Annotated in this window: 21 protein-coding genes; 14 read left to right on the top strand and 7 right to left on the bottom strand. The window is 45.2% G+C overall.

Going from position 1 to position 19,385, the window contains the following annotated elements; translation table 11 throughout:
- Positions 1–43: 43 nt before the first annotated feature.
- The gene (locus DMB88_RS29230) at positions 44–1,195 is read right to left on the bottom strand and encodes a VanZ family protein (protein ID WP_128104110.1); all 1,152 of its coding nucleotides are present in this window, start codon (positions 1,193–1,195) and stop codon (positions 44–46) included.
- Between the two features lie 266 nt (positions 1,196–1,461).
- Here DMB88_RS29230 and DMB88_RS29225 point away from each other — a divergent pair, with 266 nt between their 5' ends.
- From DMB88_RS29225 to DMB88_RS29195, 7 genes are all read left to right on the top strand, one after another.
- Positions 1,462–1,803: a zinc ribbon domain-containing protein YjdM gene (locus DMB88_RS29225; protein WP_128104109.1), complete on the top strand. Its 342-nt coding sequence runs from the start codon at positions 1,462–1,464 to the stop codon at positions 1,801–1,803.
- Between the two features lie 151 nt (positions 1,804–1,954).
- Entirely contained in the window at positions 1,955–2,512 is a 558-nt protein-coding gene (locus DMB88_RS29220) for an RNA polymerase sigma factor (RefSeq protein WP_128104108.1), read from the top strand.
- The gene (locus tag DMB88_RS29215) at positions 2,466–3,926 is read left to right on the top strand and encodes a DUF4179 domain-containing protein (RefSeq protein ID WP_128104107.1); all 1,461 of its coding nucleotides are present in this window, start codon (positions 2,466–2,468) and stop codon (positions 3,924–3,926) included. Before DMB88_RS29220 ends, DMB88_RS29215 begins: the two co-directional genes overlap by 47 nt.
- Positions 3,887–4,126, top strand: coding sequence for a hypothetical protein (locus DMB88_RS29210; protein WP_128104106.1), 240 nt, complete (start codon positions 3,887–3,889; stop codon positions 4,124–4,126). Before DMB88_RS29215 ends, DMB88_RS29210 begins: the two co-directional genes overlap by 40 nt.
- Positions 4,127–4,574: 448 nt before the next feature.
- Positions 4,575–5,387, top strand: coding sequence for a class I SAM-dependent methyltransferase (locus DMB88_RS29205; RefSeq protein WP_128104665.1), 813 nt, complete (start codon positions 4,575–4,577; stop codon positions 5,385–5,387).
- Between the two features lie 144 nt (positions 5,388–5,531).
- The gene (locus DMB88_RS29200; protein WP_128104105.1) at positions 5,532–5,903 is read left to right on the top strand and encodes a retropepsin-like aspartic protease; all 372 of its coding nucleotides are present in this window, start codon (positions 5,532–5,534) and stop codon (positions 5,901–5,903) included.
- Between the two features lie 153 nt (positions 5,904–6,056).
- Positions 6,057–7,118 (top strand): LLM class flavin-dependent oxidoreductase, encoded by a 1,062-nt coding sequence (locus tag DMB88_RS29195; RefSeq protein ID WP_128104104.1) that lies wholly within the window; start codon positions 6,057–6,059, stop codon positions 7,116–7,118.
- Positions 7,119–7,242: 124 nt separating this feature from the next.
- Here DMB88_RS29195 and DMB88_RS29190 read toward each other — a convergent pair whose 3' ends face one another.
- A complete protein-coding gene (locus DMB88_RS29190; RefSeq protein WP_128104103.1) occupies positions 7,243–7,902 on the bottom strand; it encodes a TetR/AcrR family transcriptional regulator in 660 nt (219 codons plus the stop codon).
- A gap of 202 nt (positions 7,903–8,104) precedes the next feature.
- Between DMB88_RS29190 and DMB88_RS29185 the strand changes: the two genes are divergently transcribed.
- Positions 8,105–8,917 (top strand): SDR family NAD(P)-dependent oxidoreductase, encoded by an 813-nt coding sequence (locus DMB88_RS29185; protein ID WP_128104102.1) that lies wholly within the window; start codon positions 8,105–8,107, stop codon positions 8,915–8,917.
- A 129-nt stretch (positions 8,918–9,046) separates the two neighbouring features.
- Here the strand turns inward: DMB88_RS29185 and DMB88_RS29180 are convergent, their stop codons facing one another.
- Both DMB88_RS29180 and DMB88_RS29175 read right to left on the bottom strand, forming a co-directional pair.
- Entirely contained in the window at positions 9,047–9,505 is a 459-nt protein-coding gene (locus DMB88_RS29180) for a hypothetical protein (protein WP_128104101.1), read from the bottom strand.
- A gap of 180 nt (positions 9,506–9,685) precedes the next feature.
- Complete coding sequence (locus DMB88_RS29175) at positions 9,686–10,150, bottom strand: DUF4385 domain-containing protein (protein ID WP_128104100.1); 465 nt, start codon at positions 10,148–10,150, stop codon at positions 9,686–9,688.
- Positions 10,151–10,347: 197 nt separating this feature from the next.
- On the opposite strand from DMB88_RS29175, the gene DMB88_RS29170 reads away from it, so the two are divergent.
- The 3 genes from DMB88_RS29170 (at position 10,348) to DMB88_RS29165 (ending at position 12,741) form a co-directional block, all read left to right on the top strand.
- Positions 10,348–10,815, top strand: a complete 468-nt coding sequence (locus DMB88_RS29170) for a YfbM family protein (RefSeq protein ID WP_128104099.1) — start codon at positions 10,348–10,350, stop codon at positions 10,813–10,815.
- A gap of 102 nt (positions 10,816–10,917) precedes the next feature.
- Entirely contained in the window at positions 10,918–11,058 is a 141-nt protein-coding gene (locus tag DMB88_RS30400; RefSeq protein ID WP_164848820.1) for a hypothetical protein, read from the top strand.
- 180 nt (positions 11,059–11,238) lie between these two features.
- Entirely contained in the window at positions 11,239–12,741 is a 1,503-nt protein-coding gene (locus tag DMB88_RS29165; protein ID WP_128104098.1) for a copper amine oxidase N-terminal domain-containing protein, read from the top strand.
- 78 nt (positions 12,742–12,819) lie between these two features.
- On the opposite strand, the gene DMB88_RS29160 is transcribed toward DMB88_RS29165, so the two are convergent.
- From DMB88_RS29160 to DMB88_RS29150, 3 genes are read right to left on the bottom strand one after another with little or no spacing between them, the layout of a single operon-like run.
- Positions 12,820–13,278 carry a GNAT family N-acetyltransferase gene (locus tag DMB88_RS29160; RefSeq protein WP_128104097.1) on the bottom strand — a complete coding sequence of 153 codons (459 nt, stop codon included), beginning with the start codon at positions 13,276–13,278 and terminating at the stop codon, positions 12,820–12,822.
- The gene (locus tag DMB88_RS29155; RefSeq protein ID WP_128104096.1) at positions 13,275–14,195 is read right to left on the bottom strand and encodes a D-alanine--D-alanine ligase; all 921 of its coding nucleotides are present in this window, start codon (positions 14,193–14,195) and stop codon (positions 13,275–13,277) included. Before DMB88_RS29155 ends, DMB88_RS29160 begins: the two co-directional genes overlap by 4 nt.
- A gap of 51 nt (positions 14,196–14,246) precedes the next feature.
- Positions 14,247–15,698, bottom strand: coding sequence for a MocR-like pyridoxine biosynthesis transcription factor PdxR (locus DMB88_RS29150; RefSeq protein WP_128104095.1), 1,452 nt, complete (start codon positions 15,696–15,698; stop codon positions 14,247–14,249).
- 747 nt (positions 15,699–16,445) lie between these two features.
- On the opposite strand from DMB88_RS29150, the gene DMB88_RS29145 reads away from it, so the two are divergent.
- The 3 genes from DMB88_RS29145 (at position 16,446) to DMB88_RS29135 (ending at position 19,384) form a co-directional block, all read left to right on the top strand.
- Positions 16,446–16,802 (top strand): nucleotide excision repair endonuclease, encoded by a 357-nt coding sequence (locus tag DMB88_RS29145; RefSeq protein WP_128104094.1) that lies wholly within the window; start codon positions 16,446–16,448, stop codon positions 16,800–16,802.
- Positions 16,803–17,179: 377 nt separating this feature from the next.
- Positions 17,180–17,929, top strand: a complete 750-nt coding sequence (locus DMB88_RS29140) for a Bax inhibitor-1/YccA family protein (protein ID WP_128104093.1) — start codon at positions 17,180–17,182, stop codon at positions 17,927–17,929.
- Between the two features lie 225 nt (positions 17,930–18,154).
- Positions 18,155–19,384 (top strand): ABC transporter substrate-binding protein, encoded by a 1,230-nt coding sequence (locus tag DMB88_RS29135; RefSeq protein WP_128104092.1) that lies wholly within the window; start codon positions 18,155–18,157, stop codon positions 19,382–19,384.
- Position 19,385: the final 1 nt, after the last annotated feature.

Here is a 19,385-nt window from a genome sequence, read left to right as displayed (position 1 = left end):
TATGCATCATGATGGAGACTAGCTCGGATAGAACACACAACACTTATTTCCTAGAAGCGCGTGTATGGGATACCTCGTCAAAGTAAAAGGAACGTTTACCTCCAGAGAACAGAACCATGAATACATGAATGATGAGAATCACCGAAACGATCATGTACAGCATAACCATCCCGACAGACAGCCAGATTAGATAAGGCTGAAGGAGTCCGTCTTGCGTATTTTTGAAGGCATAGTCATTAACCAACCGAATAATTGCAAATGACAGCCACGGAACGTAGAGTGCAATGAACCTTTTGAATATAGCGCTATATGAAGGTTCACCCGTTTGTTGATTAACATAACGGAATCGCAGGATGGCTGAGCCTGGAGTTACTCCATTTCGCAGCCATGGAATACAGAACAATACAATAAACATACCTAAAGAGGTATTCAACACATCGTTGATTACATTGGAATCGGTGAAGATCGACATCACATTGGAGATAAATACAATCACAATTCCATCAATCATTAATGCGAGCAATTGCGCCACAGGATATACGCGGTTCTGCTCCACAATCTGTTCGCTTTTCGCCTGGATGCTTGCCCGTGAAGGAAACAGCGCTAGAAGAATGGGAGCTGCGAAATATCCAAGTAGCGCTCCTGACGTGTTGGCTAACAGATCATCCACATCAAACAGACGATAAGGACAGGTGTAATAACCGTAGAGTCCAGTGAGCTGCGTTAGTTCGAAGAATAGGGAGAGTCCGAAGCCACTAAACAGGGCAACTTTCCAGTAAGATCTTTTTTGTAAAAAGTACCGAAGGTAAACACCCAGCGGCATAAGCAGTAGAATATTAAACAAAACTTGTAAGAACGCTCTACCCTGAATCATGCCAAGATAGGTGGAGGGCTGTGACCATACGATAGGTGTCTCGCGCATAATGTCCTTCACAAACGTGAACGGGACAAGGTTGTAATAGATCGAATCAGCCGCTTGCTGCGCACAGGTGTTTCGTGTGGATGGCAAAGGAAGGATGACGAGACAGTAGGCAGCCAGAATGTAGAAGATAAACGAAAAGCTAACGAAAAAGCGAGACCAGCTAAAAAAGCCGTCTTTGCGATAACCGTAGATCAGCCACGGAACAAGCAGGAACATGGACATGACGACGAAGATAGCCAATGCCGCCTGTACAGGAAATACATAGGAAGACATGAGTGAGAACTCCTTTATAACGTAAATTTAGGTCTGTGTATGTGACCCCTTAAGGGGAAAACTTCGTGAAAATTTGTTGCTCAGCGTGTTGTACTGGATAGTTATATGTTAAAGCGATACCCTTAATGTAAGGGATGATTGAACCTTAAATTTGGTTTAAATTCGGTGAGTTTACTTTGGGTATAAGGCGCGCCTGGGTGGAAGAATGTGGCGTAATCCCTTATACTTGCGGGGAAGCATATATAAGAATGGAGAGTTTAATACATATGTCGAATTTACCTAATTGCCCGAAATGTAATTCCGAGTACACCTACGAGGACGGAAACCTACTCGTTTGTCCAGAATGTGCTCATGAATGGTCTTTGGAAGCTGAGAATGAGAATACAGAGGATAGCAAAGTTGTGCGGGATGCGAACGGAAATGTGCTGAATGATGGTGATACGGTAACGGTCATCAAGGATCTGAAGGTAAAAGGCAGCTCACTCGTCGTGAAGCAGGGCACGAAGGTGAAGAATATCCGTCTGATCGACGGAGATCATGATATTGATTGCAAAATCGATAGCCTAGGTGCGATGAAGCTCAAGTCCGAATTTGTGAAGAAAATCTAGCAACATGTAAAAGAATGTTCAATTTCGCATATTGTGCGAACTGGATGTTCTTTTTTTATTATTAGTGCGTGTCGATAAAAAATGAACTTTTCCAAGCATGGCTTTGTCTATAGATTTGAAGCAGGCAGAAATACAGAGAGGAGGGTGGGTTTTGAGCGACAAAGAATTGTTCGAGATGTACAACAAGGATGTGTACCGCACCTGTTATTACATGCTCCATCATGCGCAGGATGCGGAGGATGTATGCCACGATGTGTTCATCACCGTATTTCGTCAGGACTGGAGAAAGGTTGAATATATGAAGACATGGTTGATGAGAATCACGGTAAACCATTGTCTTAACTTTCTGAAGAAGAAGCAATCTGCTAAAGAGCGCGAGAAGAAACAGTTTATGCTCACAGCGCAGGCTACAGCTCACTCCGCTGATCAGGCAATGGAGCAACTAGAGGAATCGGAAGCGTGGAAACAGTGGATTCATGAATTACCCGAGAAGATACGTTCAGCCATCTTGCTGCGGTATGTGAATGAACTGAGTTTGTCAGAAGCTGCGGAGATTCTAGATGTGCCGATCGGAACGGTGAAATCCAGAGTGTATAAAGGACTGCGATTATTACGAAAAAAGTGGGAAAAGGCCAGAAAGCTTCATCAGAAAGGGGAAGTGTATGGTGAAAAGTACAGAAAATCAATTGTCTCATCATCTGAAAAATGATAAAGATATGCCTTATCCTGACTTTGATGCAATGTGGAATCAGATTAGCCAGGATCAAGAACGTTGTCCCGCTTTACATGTATCAGGAACCAGAGAATACGCAGGACGACGTATACAATTCAAGAAGACGGTACTGATTGGAACGGCCGCAGTTGTGTTGCTGGCAACACCGGTATATGCCGCAGTTCATTATAACTGGGATGATCTGTTGGATGGCAGAAGTGGGATTCAGCATGCCTTGCAGATGGAGCTTGGCCAGCAGCTTAACCAGTCGATGACGTTAGACGGAGTAACGTTGACGCTGGATACCGCTTTTACAGATGATAACCGTACTGTCATCTTGTATACACTTGATCCGGGAAAGTATACGGGCGACAACATCGAGTTCTCCTCTATCGGTCTTCAGGGTGAGGATGGCAAGCTGATTGAGGGCAGGTATCACCATGTATATGATTCAGATGAAAGCAAGTTTAAGGGATACTTTGAGACCGAGTGGACACCCAAAGGCAAGCTTGCAGATGTTCACTTTATCGTGGGCGGCATTCAGATGTTAGTTCCTGCAGAGGCTCCACTTACCATCGATCCGTTGCAAAAGGATGTGCAAACCTTCAACCTTGATAAAGATGGTCTGGGAACGTTGGAAGTGAGTGCGTTCAGCGATATGCAAAATCAGGTGATGTTGTCTACGTCTCTGACTTTTGAGCAACCTGAGGTTCGTGACTATGCCTTCCCGCAGGTGATCATCTACGATCATGATGGAAATGTAATCAAGGAAAGCACCGGAGGTGTTTTTGGTACACCGGGCGATCATGGCGAATACACAGCAGAGCAGTACTATAGCCTAGAGACGTTGAAGGAATCGGCTGCATCCTATGTGCTTGCTTATAATAGACAGGAAAGTCAGGTGGATCAAGCGTTCAACATCGACATCCAGTTGGATAAGACGGAGATGCTCAGTGGAACGAGTACAAGAGCACTGAACTTACCTATGGAAGGTCTGCCCGAAGGGGCGCTGATCAAAGAGGCTATTATTACCCCGACACAGATCAGAGTTATTATAAGTCACCAGGAGAAGTACATGCCATTGTCCTATGTGAATTACACACTGGATGTGGAGGGAACAACGTTGTACGGTGGGTTGATGAACGGTGGCCTGGAGTATGAAACTGAGCTTCGTTTTGAGGTAACGCCGGGTATGGAAGTGAATCAGGACACCCCGATCGCCTTGATTGCTAGTCACAAAATCAACCAGTTCCACGGTGAATTTGAGCCGGTTACGCTGACGCAGATCAGTGAAAAGCCACAACAATTGGATACCGTGCTGGGGGTTACGTTGTTCATTGGACATATTATCGCAAAGATGGGGATTTGTATGTGGAGCGGTATAGCGACGATCTTCGCTTTGGCGGGGTGAATCAGACCTATATGATCGAGAATGGAAAACGAAGCTATGGCAAAGTGACCAAAGCCCAATTCTCTGGTGATGGCGATAACAAGGGCATCGATCAATACAAGCAATACACTTCGGATACAGCAACCGTATACCCTTGGGCGTATAGCACAGAGGAGCCTGAACGCAAAGTATCGGTTCAGTTGCAAGAGAGAACGAAATAAGATTGACAGGAAATATATGGGTGGAATATACTGGTTAGAATTTATTGATCTAAACGATAAACGCGCTGATCAGGAGTACTAAGGATTATGGTTGGTTCCAGAGAACTGTCATTATGGTGTGAGGCAGTCCATCCCTATCCCCAACTCGCCTGTGAGTGGCAGGATTGAAAGGTGTGTAGGCAGTTTATGCCTAAAGCCTAGGCACAGGCTGAGGTATATGCTAAGGATAAGAACCTTAGCACAAAGCCAAGCCAACTGTAGATCCTGACGGTTCATCTCCGTGATCAGATCCTGAGATTCTATGACGGATTCATATGTATTCAATGTATCCTGTCATGGATGAAGAAGAGTGGTACCGCGAAGGTCTAACCTGTCGCCTCTTAGCTGAGGCGGCAGGTTTTTTTGCTTTTTTTTGACCTATATATTCAGGAAAAGGTAGGTGGCAAAGGTGAAGAGAGAGCGCATTATTGATTACTATTCAGGTTTCGATGAGTGGGGAAGACTGGAACGAGAACCGCTTGAGTTCATCGTCAATATGCATTACATCAGAGAGCATCTTCCGGCTGGCGGCTGCATTCTCGATAATGGTGCTGGGCCAGGGAAGTATGCCATGGAGCTGGCTAAGTTGGGGTATCGTGTTACCTTGTCTGATCTGACACCAGTATCGGTGGATATTGCACAGCAGAAGGCGCAGGAGCTCGGCGTGATGCAGCAATTTGATGGATTCCATGTGCTGGATGCAACTTCGCTCTCAGGTATCGCGGACGAAACTTATGATGCGTCTCTCATGCTGGGGCCACTATATCATCTACAGGCCGAAGCGGAGCGAGTGGCTGCTGTACAGGAATTGCATCGGGTGACTAAGCGGGGAGGCGTGGTGTACATCGCAATGCAGAGCCGAATACGTATGAGTATTAATTCGCTACGTTCACCGCAGCAATGGAAGCCTAACGATCATATGGGAGCGATCCGTTCTTTTATAGAAAAGGGGATATTCAATCATCAGGATGAGGGACGATTTACGGGAGCGTATTACTTCAACATTCAGGATGTCACCCCGTTTATGGAACAGCATGGCTTCGCGACAGAAGCGTTAATTGGTTCATCTAGCCTAGGCGCTATGCTCACAGATGAGCAGCAACAATACTGGCGGGATCGCGACGAATATGATGAACTGATCCGTTATTTGATTGAAGCGGCGAAAGACCCGTCGATCTTGGGCATCTCTTCACATCTGTTGTACATCGGGAGGAAAAAGTAGTACCCCATGCATTGAGATTATTTTTCAGGTGAATTGCATCAGGATAACCCTAAACGAGAATACTGTTTTTTTCATACTTCGCGTTCAGAAGTTGTGGCGAGAGAGCGATATGTTGGGATAAGAGGACCCAGATGAACATAACGGATGTATGGCCTGCCTTTTGTAAGTATACAAATTGAGTTTAGAGGGAAGAAAGTAACTCTCGAAAACGTACTGCTCGATACTGGCTCAGCCAGTACGTTATTAAACGCAGATGCAGTCAGAGGGATAGGAATGGTTCCTGAAGAGAATGACGTCGTTAATATTATTAGAGGTGTAGGCGGCATAGAGTACGTATATACCAAGTTGCTAGACTCAATTACGGTGGATGGAGCGCTACTTCACAATTTTGAGATTGAAATAGGAAACATCGATTATGGTCTAGAGCTAGATGGAATCTTAGGTTTCAACTTTATGAGACAAACAGGTACTGTAATAGATGCAAACGATATGGAACTACGTATAAGCAAGCTATAAATATAGAAAAAATAAGAAAAGTGCCCGCTGGAGACAGAGGGTACTTGTTTTTTTTCTCAAAATAGTTCAATATTAAGACATATTACAAAAGGTGATCTACTTACAATAGGTTAGATAGACGACGGATCGCTTCATAACAGGGAGGAACAGACCATGGAAATCGGAATCAGTACATTTGTGGAGACGAACCCGGATGTGAATACAGGAGAATTAATCAGTCATGCACAGCGGATTCGCGACGTAGTTGAGGAGATTGTGTTGGCAGATGAGGTGGGGCTGGATGTATATGGCGTAGGTGAACACCATCGTGTCGATTATGCTGCTTCATCGCCTGCTGTTATTTTGGCAGCAGCAGCTTCACAGACGAAGAACATTCGGTTGACTAGTGCAGTAACGGTATTGTCGTCAGATGATCCGGTACGGGTATTTCAGGATTTTGCAACACTGGACGGTATCTCGAATGGTCGTGCAGAGATTATGGCAGGGCGGGGATCATTTATCGAATCCTTCCCATTGTTCGGCTATGATCTGAATGATTACGACGAGTTGTTTGACGAGAAACTGGATCTATTGCTGAAATTGCGTGATTCGGAAAAAGTAACTTGGGAAGGTAAACATCGTCCTTCCTTCAACAATTTGGGCATTTACCCACGCCCGGTACAGGAGAAACTACCGGTATGGATCGGCAGCGGTGGTAACCAAGAATCCGTTGTCCGCGCAGGGCTGCTCGGCTTGCCATTGGTGCTTGCTATTATCGGTGGTCGTCCAGTGCAGTTTGCACCATTGGTACAACTGTACAAAAAGGCAGCTGCTCATGCAGGGCATGACGCATCGAAACTGACTGTTGCTTCTCACTCTCATGGCTTTATTGCAGATACAATGGATGAAGCGGTAGAGAAATTCTTCCCACCAGCACAAGCGGTGATGAACATGCTGGGACGCGAACGTGGCTGGGGGCATTACAGCCGGGCAACATTTGATGCGGCACGTAGTCTGGAAGGCGCATTGTACGTGGGCGACGTGGAAACCGTAGCTCAGAAAATCATTTACCTGCGCAAAGAAGTGGGCATCACTCGCTTCATGTTGCACACCCCACTTGGCACAATGCCGCATAATGAGGTTATGCGTGCGATTGAGCTGTTGGGTAAAGAGGTTGCTCCAATTGTACGCAAGGAAATTGCACGGTGGGAAGCAGAGAACGGCGAGAATAACTAATTGATTTTTATGTCGTAAGGAATTTCAGCTTTGTGTGGTAACACGTAAGAAGAACTCTCGTCCCTTTTGGGGATGAGAGTTTTTTTGTTTTCCTAAAGAGGGAGGTATGATCAATCTTCGCAAGTTATCCTTGCACAGAAGGGTTGATGAGCGTGTTCATAATCATTGTTACAGTATGGTCATAGAGCTTTTTGGCTGCTTCTTCACTCTCGATGTGCCCACCCAGATACAGATGAATTACACCATGCAGAGGCGCCCAGATCAGACGAACTGCAAGTAGAGGATCTTTTTCCTGAATAAGACCTTGTTTAATCGCGGTTTGAGTAAGTTCGGAGATCTGTTTCAAGGCTGTTGCTGTTCCTTGCATGCTCTCCGCATCTGGTTTGAATTCAGAAAACGAACCACCAAACATCAGTTGATAAAAGCTGGATTGCTGTATGCCGAAGTTCCAGTAAGCCTGCGTTAGATCTCGGAAATAAATTTCAAATGATGCTTGCGGGAGCACATTCTCGAATGTCTGAGATAGAAGAGTGCACCCTTCCATATACAAATGCTTCGCCAACCCTTCCTTCTTACCGAAGAGGTTGTAAATAATTTTGGTTGAGCATTCCATCCGTTCTGCCACACGACGCACGGTGACCGCCTCTGGCCCATGCTCTTGAAGAAGGGAGGCAGCAGCGTGAACGATATTTTGGCGTAAGTTCTCAGTATGTTGAAGTCTTGCTTCTTGGAATGTAGTCACATTATGTGTTGAATCCTTGGTATTGAATAGTTGATCCTTCATTTCTTTCATCCTCATAACCTTATTGGTGTTGAATTAAAACCATATTTCTTATGGTCATTCTACTGTTTAACGCAAGATAACGTCAATTGGATTGGAGATGAGTTGACAAGGTCAGCCCTCCGAAGATACAATGATTTCATTAGGAAACACTGTTTCCAATAGAAAACGTAGTTTATATCATTTGCGAAGGATGGTTAAATTCATGAAAAAGGAACAGCCGCAATGGGCTCTTATTACAGGTGCTTCATCAGGAATTGGAGAGGTTTTTGCGATTGATATGGCATCGAAAGGGATGAATGTTGTCCTCGTAGCTAGATCTGTATCGAAGTTAGATAACCTCGCAGCACGAATTAAACGTACATATCAGGTCAAGGCAGAAGTTATTGTAGCCGATCTATCCCAAGCAGAAGCACCACAGCAAATATATGAGGAATGTCAGCGTCGTGGTCTTCAGATCAACATGTTAATTAACAATGCTGGATTTGCTACACACGGACTCTTTGAGGAGCTAGATAATATGCGGCAACAGGAGGAAATCATGTTGAATGTGTTGGCGGTAACCAACATGACCCATCTCTTCTTACCAGCTATGTTGCAGAATCGGAGAGGGACAGTTATTAATGTTGCTTCCACGGCTGCGTTCCAGCCTGATCCGTATATGGCCGTGTATGGGGCAACAAAAGCTTTTGTTCTATCTTTTACAGAGGCATTGTACGAAGAAAATCGGAAGCGTGGCGTTCAGTTTTTGGCGTTGTGTCCTGGCTCGACGGATACCTCCTTCTTTGATATCGTGGGTGCAGAAGAAGCCTCCGTTGGGAAACGGGATACACCCCAGCATGTGGTGCAGGTTGCAATGAAGGCGCTGAAATCGGGCAAATCTTATGCAGTACCAGGAAGTAGAAATTACTGGGTTGCTCAATTCGTTCGGCTCATACCGCGTAGACAGATACTACAGATCGCAGGTAACATGCTTCGTCCTCGTAACAAAAGCAGTAAGTTCCAGGCTCAGACGTAGTTGGTTCCATTGAGACGAAACATGTAAATACGGTAAAAAGGCGCTGTCTGCGAAAGTACTTCTCACGAACAGCGCCTTTTTCATATAAGTATGTTAACTGCAAATTCATGTACAAACCAACTAAACCCATTAATCCGTATGCAAGGCTGCAAGTAGGATGCTAAGCGCAGACGCGCTTAATGCGGCCAACTGCGGTTTGAGACCCAGTCCTTTGAAATCGAATACGGTGGGTAACAGCCAGTACAGCATAAGGAGTGTCCAGCAAGCACTTGCAATGCCTGCGATAAGCAGTTGTTTGCCTGAAATATCTCGCACCGGTGATCCCAACAGACCTGGGAACAACGTGTCACCCATCAATCTCACATTCCAGTACGCAATGAGGAAGAAAATAAGTACCACCAGCATAGTACCCATAATCATCATCGTATCTTTACTCAGCCATAGCTTGATCGCTGTTTGATTTTCACGTTTCATGCCACCGAAGCCGATCAGAAAAAATATAAATCCCACAACTAGACCAGTGCCAGACGCGGCAGCACAGAGAATTTGAAGGATGATTCCGGCGATACCGACAATCCATACGATCATTCCATCACCTGTTTCCAAGAATGAGGCAAGCTTGAGAAACTGTACATTGTCTGCTACGTCAGTTCGCTACTTGTTGATTTCATTCTATATTGTTATGACCCATTGTACGCCCCATCTTCGTTAGACTCAATATGAATCCACGGCATGTTAGTGCATCACAGACCACATAGGGACAGGTGGCTACTCGTCGGCTTGTTCGTAGTTTTCCCGGTGCTCCTTCTTCATTTGCACATAATCGGGATCAGACTTGGCAATCTCCCATTGTGCTTTGAAAATAGCTGCGGCCTCTGCTTTTACCTTGTCGTTCTGATACGGCAGAATGGAGCCATCCTCTTTTGAGTATTTACGGCCTCCTTTATGGTTGGTATACCTTCTGGCACGCGTGTATCCCATCTGGAGGAATTTGCGCGCCATGTCCATCCCCACAAAATCTCCTTGTTTTTTATATTCCAAAAACAGCTCATAGATCTTCTGTGAGGATTCAGTTGCAATCTCTGGTGTTTTGAACCGCCAATGCGGAAGGATTTCGCTTTTGTATGGTTCAACCATGAGTACACCTTGCTCTCCGCGTCCTACGGTATACAGTTCAGGTTGCTTGCGCAGGTCAAGCTCCTTGTAATTCAGATCGTAATCGAACTTTTTCATTTGCTCGTCATCCTCCTTCATACCTAAATTGAGCATTTTCCTAACGATACAAACATGCTTTATTCGCTTATCTATTCATTGATAACGTTATACCCTTGGATGCCCCTTATGAAAAATTATACGGCTGAGTTGAATATTGTATCTGAACCGAGGTTAATGTTGGACAAGAGCAATCATCGTTCAGGAGGGATAAGACTATGGGAATGTCCGGCAGATATGTTGTGGTTACCGACGAGTTAGTTGAATCCATCAAGTCGGGAGAAGTCAGTGTACACGATTGTCCCGTTGATCTCGATATTGATAAAGTGTGGCAGATGCTGCAGTTCACGTTGACAGGGAAAATGGCAGAAGGTGAGCGACCTCTCGGTTACGTGGTGCCGCTCGCAGGTGAGCAATATCTGGGGAACTACTCGGATATGGATCTGTTTCTGCTTACGAACGAACAGGTATTGGAGGCTTACATGGCGATGGAGCAACTGGATCGCGATGAATTGAAGGCACGTTTTAGCTTACAGGACATGATGGATAAAGACGTCTATCCTGTGATGGAAGGCTGGGATGAAGAGGCGACATTTCAAGAGATCATTCAGACCTTGGATGAGGTTCAGGCATTATACCAAGCGACGGCTGGGAGCGGAAACGGAATAGTCTTTTATATTTTCTAGGTGCGAAGCTGTAACCTGTTTGACCCGCCGATATTCGGGTTATTGATAGAAATAAGGCTTACGCCTTAATCTAAAAATCCGGTAGAAGAGAGGGAATAGGATATGACTCAAGAACAGAACCAGAACGCTGAGAATGAAGAGAACAAAGCCATTCAAGACGATGAACCGGATCAATTCGAGACGCCTGTAACTACGGAAGATGAGGAACAGAATAGCAATAGTGATGAGAACTCTGGAGCATAAGTGAAGAGCTTATCTGACATATAGCATTGTGACGAAGATCGGAACTGTTTCCGGTCTTTTTGGCATTTTTTTGTTAATCTGGTTTACAACAATTACCTATAGCCTTCATAATAGAAGTGAACCGTATTATTCGAAGGAGGAGATCATATTAAGAATCGAAGGTTAGCTAAATGGATCGCCGTGCCGCTTGTTTTAATGATGGTTGCGCTTACGGGATGTCAGGCTGTAGGCGGGGTTGATATTGGCAAAGCAATGGCTCAGAGCACAACGGTGAAGTCCGTTGAATCCAAACAATCACTGAAAATTAACATTGAACCAGCAACGGAGCTGGCAACTGCCAAAGACCTTGAAATGATTGAGCTTATTAACTCTATTTCTCTAGATATTAGTGATGCAAAAGTAAAAGATGCAAGCACTGCATCCATTGAAGGTGCAGTTGGTTTTCAAGGGAAGAAGCTGCCTTTCCATCTCTCCATGAATGAGAAGGAAATGGTGATTGATATGGAAGGAGCTCAGAAGCCTCTTTACATATCTCTGGACTCACTTGAGGGGCAGGATGACCTGCTCATGATCGACACGAAGGCGCTTGAGAAGCAGATCGAAGAGCTTTCGCCTAAATTGCTTTCTTTTGTAATGAAGCATCTGTCTAATCCGAAAAACATCTCGGTAACACCAGTGCAGGAATCCGTAAACGGTGAGACGCTAAGTCTCTCGAAATTGCACATGGAGATTACCGGTGAAGAATTGCTTGCGATGGTGAAGCCGTTCTTGGAAAGTATAGCGAAGGATGAGCAAGGACTGAAAGACCTGATTGGTGATCTGTATGATGTAGTTGTACCGATTCTCGCAAACGTTAATCTAACGGAGCCTACCGATGGCGTTGACTTGAATGCAATGATTCCTGAGTCCAAGGAAGTTGCTGTTGCATCCATGTACGCGATGGTGAAGACAGGTCTGGATGAGATTCTGGTGAGTTACGATCAGGAGCTGGATAAGCTGTTGACCGAGACACCTGAGCTGAAAACCGTGTTTGGTACAGACACCAAGCTGGTACTCGACTTTTTCCTGGACAGCAAACTCGACATTCGTAAACAGACTTTTGAGATGAAGGTAGCGTTGCCAGCATCCCAAGATCTGCCGCTCCAATCTGTGACCGTATCAGGAGACAGTGAGCAGTGGAATATTGGCGGCGAGGTAACTGTGGATGCAGTAGATACATCTGCGGGCGTACTGGATATTATGACAACAGAGATCACTCCAGGTACCATGCTACGTAATTTCGATCCAAATTCTGTGATGTATCAGTTGTTAAAAGATGAAGTAGGCATCACGAGTAAACATGTGATGTTGGCACCAGATGATGAGTACTTTGGTGTGGTGACTGAGAAAAATACAACGTTTGTCCCGCTTCGTTATCTGTCTGAGCAATTGGACTCTGAGGTGAAATGGACAAAAGGCTCGGATAAAATCGTTGTTATTGACGATATTACAGGTGACGAAATTGTGCTGACGATAGGCTCCAACAAAGCTACGGTCGCGGGTGAGGAAGTCACACTAACGCACCCGGCTTATGTGAACAAAAACGGCACAACCTATGTTCCACTGCGCTTTGTAGCTGAATCTCTTGGAGCGACAGTCGACAAGGAGAAAGAAACGGGCTGGATTTACATCGTTCGTCCATAAGTTGATGAAGAAAAGACCTTTTCCAATGCAGATTGGAGAAGGTCTTTTTTCCAACATCTATAACTATGAACGATACATTCACGTGTGTTGTAACAATGGAAGCCTTTTGCTAAACCCAGTGCTCCCAGCCGTATAACCCATCTGTGCATAAAATGCATGAGCAATCTGGCGCTCTGGTCGATTGCCGCTGTTCAGAGAAACTGTTTCGATACCCTGAGCAGATGCCCAATGTTCCGCAGCTTGAATGAGTTGTCGGCCGATACCGGAGCCTCTATATTGCTTATGAATGACCAGAGCTGCAATGCGACAATGGCGACCACTTTGCTCATACATATAGAATGTCTGCAATCCGATCATACCTACTGCTCGCCCGTGTAACTCCGCCACCAGTGTCGTATAACTAGGATCTGAAGCAAGGTAGGTATAGCGCTCTAGCATATCTGCATACGTTGTTGGATACCCAAGCTGATCCATGAGAGTGACCAAATCTGGAAGATCATCCGAAGAGCTGTGCCGTATTGTAACCTCTGTACTCATCCTTTCTTCGCCTCCCTATGGCGTTGTTGCAGAGAGAGTTCAATAATGGAATCGAGTAGCTTGGCAAAAGAGATACCGGCAGCGTCTGCACTTTTAGGCAGCAGACTATTTCGAGTGAGCCCAGGAAGTGTGTTCACCTCAAGCACATAAGGCATGCCGTCTCGGATAATCATGTCTACACGTGCATAGACGCTGCATTTTAACACGCGATAACAGGTTAATGCAGCAGCCTCCACATGTTTATGAATATCGGCAGGCAATTGAACGATTCGTTCCTCGGCGCCGCCGTCATCGTACTTGGAGGAATAGTCGAAGAACGTTCCACTCGACCGGATTGAGATGACAGGCAGCATGATGCCGTCCAGTATTGCACATGTAATCTCTTCACCCTCAATATATTGCTCAATCATCACCGTATCATCCCAAGCAAGTGCTGCCTCAGTAGCTTCACGAAGTGCACTAGGTTCACGTACAATCTGCGTACCAATGCTGGAGCCACCTGAGTTAGGCTTCACGACCACAGGATAGGATAGCTGCGCCACGGTTGTGGAGGATAGCTCTGCTAGATCACTGATCTGCAGCCATTCTACCGTGGGCACACCGGCTTGCTGCATAACTCGCTTGGAGATATCCTTATCCATGCAGACACTACTTGCGAGCACACCACAGCCTGTATAGGGAATACCCAGTGAATCGAGTGTACCTTGAATGGTACCATCCTCACCGTATTTGCCATGTAGAGCGAGTAACGCGATATCCAGTCCTACGGACTTTTCAATTAAATCTCGCTTATTATTGATGACAACGGGGACAACCTCATATTTCTGTGGATCCAGATGCGTGATCATCTCCTGTCCGGTAAGCAGAGAAATGTCCCGCTCCGAAGATGTCCCACCCATGATGACGCCAACCTTCATGCGTAATCCTCTCCATTCCATGGAATTTTAACAACTACATTCAACCGTGCATCACTGCATCGTTCTTGCCGTCTCACCTATGATCCGAATGCCTTTGCGTATATTATCATCGCTCACTCTGGAGAAGCCTAGACGCATCGTGTTCTGTCCCTGTCCGGGTTCGAGGTAGAAGGTATCTCCAGGTGTGAAGGTGACTCCTTTTAATTTGCAGGCTGCGAGCAGATCCCTTGTTCGAAACGCTGCTGGAAACTGGACAAATAAGTGCAGACCGCCTTCGCCGGAAATACGGCACATAGGTAGATGCTGGCGCAAGCAGCGAACAACCAGCTCATATTTGCGTTTATATTCGGCACGAGCGCGTTTCAGATATTTATCGAAATTCCCATTGCTCAGATATTGATACAGCAAGGATTGATCCAGCGTTGAGGTATGAATGCTCCGAGCCCGTTTCATACTTTCCAGATAATCGATCAATGCAGCATCTGCGATGACCCAACCGACGCGTAGTCCTGGAAAGAGCACCTTGGAGAAGCTACCCAGATACACCAGTCCATTACCCTTGCCCATACTGGCGATGAGGGGAGAGACGTGTGAGCCAGAGTAGCGAAGCTCTTCATTGAACCCATCTTCAATCATGGGAACGTGATATTGGTTCATTAAACGAATAATTTCAGCCCGTTTGGCGGGTGATGTAACGATGCCCGTTGGGTTATGGTAGGAAGGCACCAGATAAGCGAGATCATAAGAATGCTTCATCAGTGCCTGTTCCAATTGTCCTAGATGAAGACCATCTGGTTCCATATCCACGCCGGTAAGGTGAAAATTATGAAGCTTTAGGTTTTTGATTGCCGTGTGGTGGGTGGGATTCTCACATAACGCTCTACCGCTTTTTTTGCGAAGAGCTCCGAGTACAAGATCGAATCCTTCTGTGAATCCGTTTGTAATGAGAATGTCCTTGCCGCTCAGATCCACACCCTTGTTCTCCATATATTGACGAAGATACTTCATAAGAGGGCGATATCCTTGAGCATATCCGTAATTCAGGAGCACTTCACCTTCAAGTGACATCCGATCGAGGAAAGCCCTCTTCACATTGTGCAGATCGAACAGCTTCTCATCTGGAGCAATGCTGGTGAACGAAATTTCTCCACGTTCGGCACCGGAGCCATGCTTCATCAGATCGTATTGCTCTGCCTGAATTGCATAGTCGCTAACATGATTGCTCCAATCCAGCGTCCAACCCGAAGCTGACTCTGGTGTATCCACAGCAGCGCTGACGTAATTCCCTTTGCCTTTGACGGCATAGATTAATCCTTCCTCTTCAAGCTCGGCATATGCGAGCAGAACGGTGCTGCGGCTTACACGCATTAGCGTGCTTAGTTCTCGGGTCGAAGGAAGCTTCTGATCTGTCTGTAGGCCGCCTTTGAGTATGAGACGTTTCATATAATCCTTAACTTGTATATATACAGGGCGGTCGTCCGTCAATTGTAGATCGGAATACATCCCATCACTCCCTCTATGTGCTATCTTGCCATATTATAAATACGCCGGAAAGAACCACGATACCTTTGTTTCGCAGCACAGGTGGTTAAGTAGCTATTAAAGGTTGTTCAAAAGGCATTATTCAAAAGACAAATAAAAAAGCCCTGGCTTCTGCCGGGCTGTCTGGTAAAACTAGATCCTGTTTTTTCTATAGTTCTGCTGCTATAACGTTCTAAGATTGCATGGCATGACTAATCTCTCTAGGATCAAAAGCTTTTTGTCCTTCTACGTGTGTCTATTTAGTTCGTACGACTATCATTGCAGGCTTTCTACATGAATCCATTGCTATAATTTTTCGTCAATCTAGTACTTGCTACATTTGCTTGCTGCAAGGGGTCGAAAAGATGATAAATCTATAAGCTGTTGGCTAAGTGTAATACCGACTGTACTCTTATGTGGCCACATGACGAATTCAGTATGAAAAAGAGTGCCAATCATAGGGTACAATAGACGTGAGTAGATATAAAGACGTATGTCTTAGTGCCCAATTTCTTCCTCATACCCCTATAGTACCACTTTGAATCAGGGAAGTTAACCTTTTTTTTGAAATATTTGTCGTAATAGTTGAAAAAAGCGTGAATTGTGCGTCTAATAGTGCAAGTTCAATAAGATGGGTTAGATTTTGAACAACTTTTAATAGAATGAAATAGTCTCCTTTTACAATATGTGATAGGATGTAAGCCTATAGATAATGAGGAAGTGAGCCAATTGATTCAAATTACTGTGCCAACACCAGATGTCACCATCACGAAGCAGGCTAATCCGCAGCTTAGCCATATTTACGGATTTACGGATTTTCATCTCATCACGCGTGAACAAGGTGGCATTTATATGTTCTACAATGCTGATGAAGAGTTGTTATTTGTCGGAAAAGCGAGAAAATTAAGACCACGCATTAAGAAGCATTTTGAGGATACTGTATCCCCAATCAAGAATCACCGTGAAGAAGTGACGAAGATTGAAGTATGTCTGGTTGAAGATCCGATGGATCGTGAAATTTACGAGACGTATATCATTAACACGATGCGTGCGAAATACAATGTAGATAAAGTGTTATACAAGTAAGTTTTACGAGTACGAGTAAGCTGTACAAGTAAGGTAGGGTGAAACCGCACTGTTGAGGACTATCCTTCTCAGGTGTGATTTACGGACACGGGTGTGATCTTACGGTTACATCCGTATCTAAGTTTCTCCTGAACAAGGCTGTGGTTAAGACCGGGATAACGAGATGTTACTGACTCTCGTGGATTGCAGAAGCCATACCGTATCCTAAGAGATGCACATTTATGCAAAATTATTAGTAGTGCAGCAACCAACCAGCATCCAACTCCAAGGTAGATTAAGCTTAACAGAAGCAGCATAAGCAGCAGTCCTATAGAAAGTAAATCATAGAAGTGTATTACGTTTTTGAGCAACAACATTACATAGAAGAGGTGATTGGTTTGATCGGTCGTAGTGGTAATCCGACACTGAAAGAAAGTACATTTGAAGGCAACAGAGGGTATGGAGATGATCGGTATCAGCAATTCATGACGATTAACGGTACAGTTAACAAGGCATTTATCACGTTGATCATTTTGTTAGGTAGTGCATTTGCTACGTGGATGATGTTTTTCAACGGCCAAGAGGTGCTTCCACTGGCTTACGGTGGGTTGATCGTCGGTTTTATTCTAGCGCTAATTATTTCGTTCAAACCAGTAGCTGCTCCCTATCTTGTACCGATCTATGCCGTTGCGGAAGGCATGTTCCTCGGCGCGTTCTCCGCGGCATATGAATCGTTATACAACGGAATTACGTTGCAGGCGGCTCTGTTAACGATGGCTGTTTTTGTCGCATTGTTAGTGGCCTACAAAACAAGATTGATTAAGGCAACGGAGAACTTCAAGCTGGGCGTTGTTGCTGCAACTGGCGGTATTATGATTATGTATCTTCTCAGCTTCGTACTGCGTTTGTTCGGAATTACCGTGCCTTACTTGCATGACAATAGTCTAATCGGGATTGGCATTTCAGTGGTGATCGTCATTGTGGCCGCGCTAAACTTGGTGCTTGATTTTGACTTTATTGAGCATGGGGCAGAGCAGGGAGCTCCCAAGTATATGGAATGGTACGGAGCATTTGGTCTAATGGTCACGCTGGTGTGGCTATACATTGAGATTATCCGTCTTCTCAGCAAACTTCGGAGCAGAAACTAGGAGTGGGATTGGTTAATTAGGTGAATTGCTAAGACCAAGCCTATATGAATCCGCAATAGAGCTAACGAGCTAACGCGTGTCTAAACACGACGTTAGCTTTTTTTGTTTATATTCCTTCATTGCGACGATAACGATCCGAATTGCACAGATATAGATTGACCTTAAGAAAAATAATATGATACCCTAAATGATAATGGTTCTCATTTATCTGAAAGGAGTCATCTCATGATATTCGATAAGGGAATACATGCCGCTAAACCAACACCAGCTGAATCAAGAGCAGTGACAAGCCGAAGCACCAAGACAGATATCGCTAAAGTTAAGACATATATGGCTCAACATTATAACTTACCATTATCCATTGCTGATCTGGCCGCAAGAGCCAACATCAGTCCCAAATACTTTGTAGATTTATTCAAGAAAACCTATGGTCAGAGTGCCATGGAGTACTTAACCGATCTTCGCATTAATCATGCCAAGCGATATTTGAAGGAATCTGGAGATAAGTTACGCGACATCGCACTGAAGGTGGGGTATAGCGACGAGTATTATTTTAGCCGGAAATTCAAAAAAGAAGTGGGCATTTCTCCATCGGATTATGCAAGAACTACGAAGAAACGCATCGCCACATACTCCTCCAATATGATTGGGCAGCTTCTGGCGCTTGGTGTCATGCCTGTTGCTGCGCCCATCGATTCGAAGTGGACAGCGTATTACTATAATGTGTATCGCACAGAGATTTCGTCCCATCTGAAACTGACAGACCCATATACAAGCTGGCGAATGGAAGCAAATGTGGAGAAACTGGTGCATATTCGCCCTGACGCTATTATTGGCAATGACCAGATTAGTGAGCAGGATAAGACAACGTTAGCCAAGATCGCTCCATGCTGTGTCGTGCCTAAGCTTCCATCGGATTGGCGTACACAATTGCGTACGATTGCTGCTTTTTTGGAACGGGAAGAGCAAGCAGAGCAATGGATCAACGGATATCATCAACGGGTGCAAGAAGCGCGGGAACATGTACAGAGGGAAGTAGGTCAGGAAAAAGTAATCGTACTCCGATTGTATGGTCAGCACCTCTACCACTACAGTAATCGGGGTATAGAAGAGGTATTTCATCATGCGCTACAACTGGATTTGCTGATGGATGTGAGCGCTAATGTACCTATAACACTGGAGCAGCTCGCTGCGATGAATCCAGACCGGATGCTCGTGATGGTGTGCCCCGAAGCTGCATCACGGGCAACATGGCTCAGATTGCAGCACTCGTCTCTATGGCGACAGCTCAAGGCAGCGCAGCATTATCAGATCCACCTAATTGCAGGTGATCCGTGGTTCGACTACTCTGCTGTCGGCGTGATGCGTATGCTCAGCGAAGCCTTGCTTATGTTTACGGGATATTGTCCAAATGGTTATCTGGATACTGTCCATGGTGATTCACAAGTGACATGAC

This window comes from Paenibacillus sp. DCT19 (genome assembly GCF_003268635.1).
Classification (GTDB): domain Bacteria; phylum Bacillota; class Bacilli; order Paenibacillales; family Paenibacillaceae; genus Paenibacillus.
Note: the sequence above shows the minus strand (reverse complement) of the source record. Positions and strands in the feature narration are given on the sequence as shown.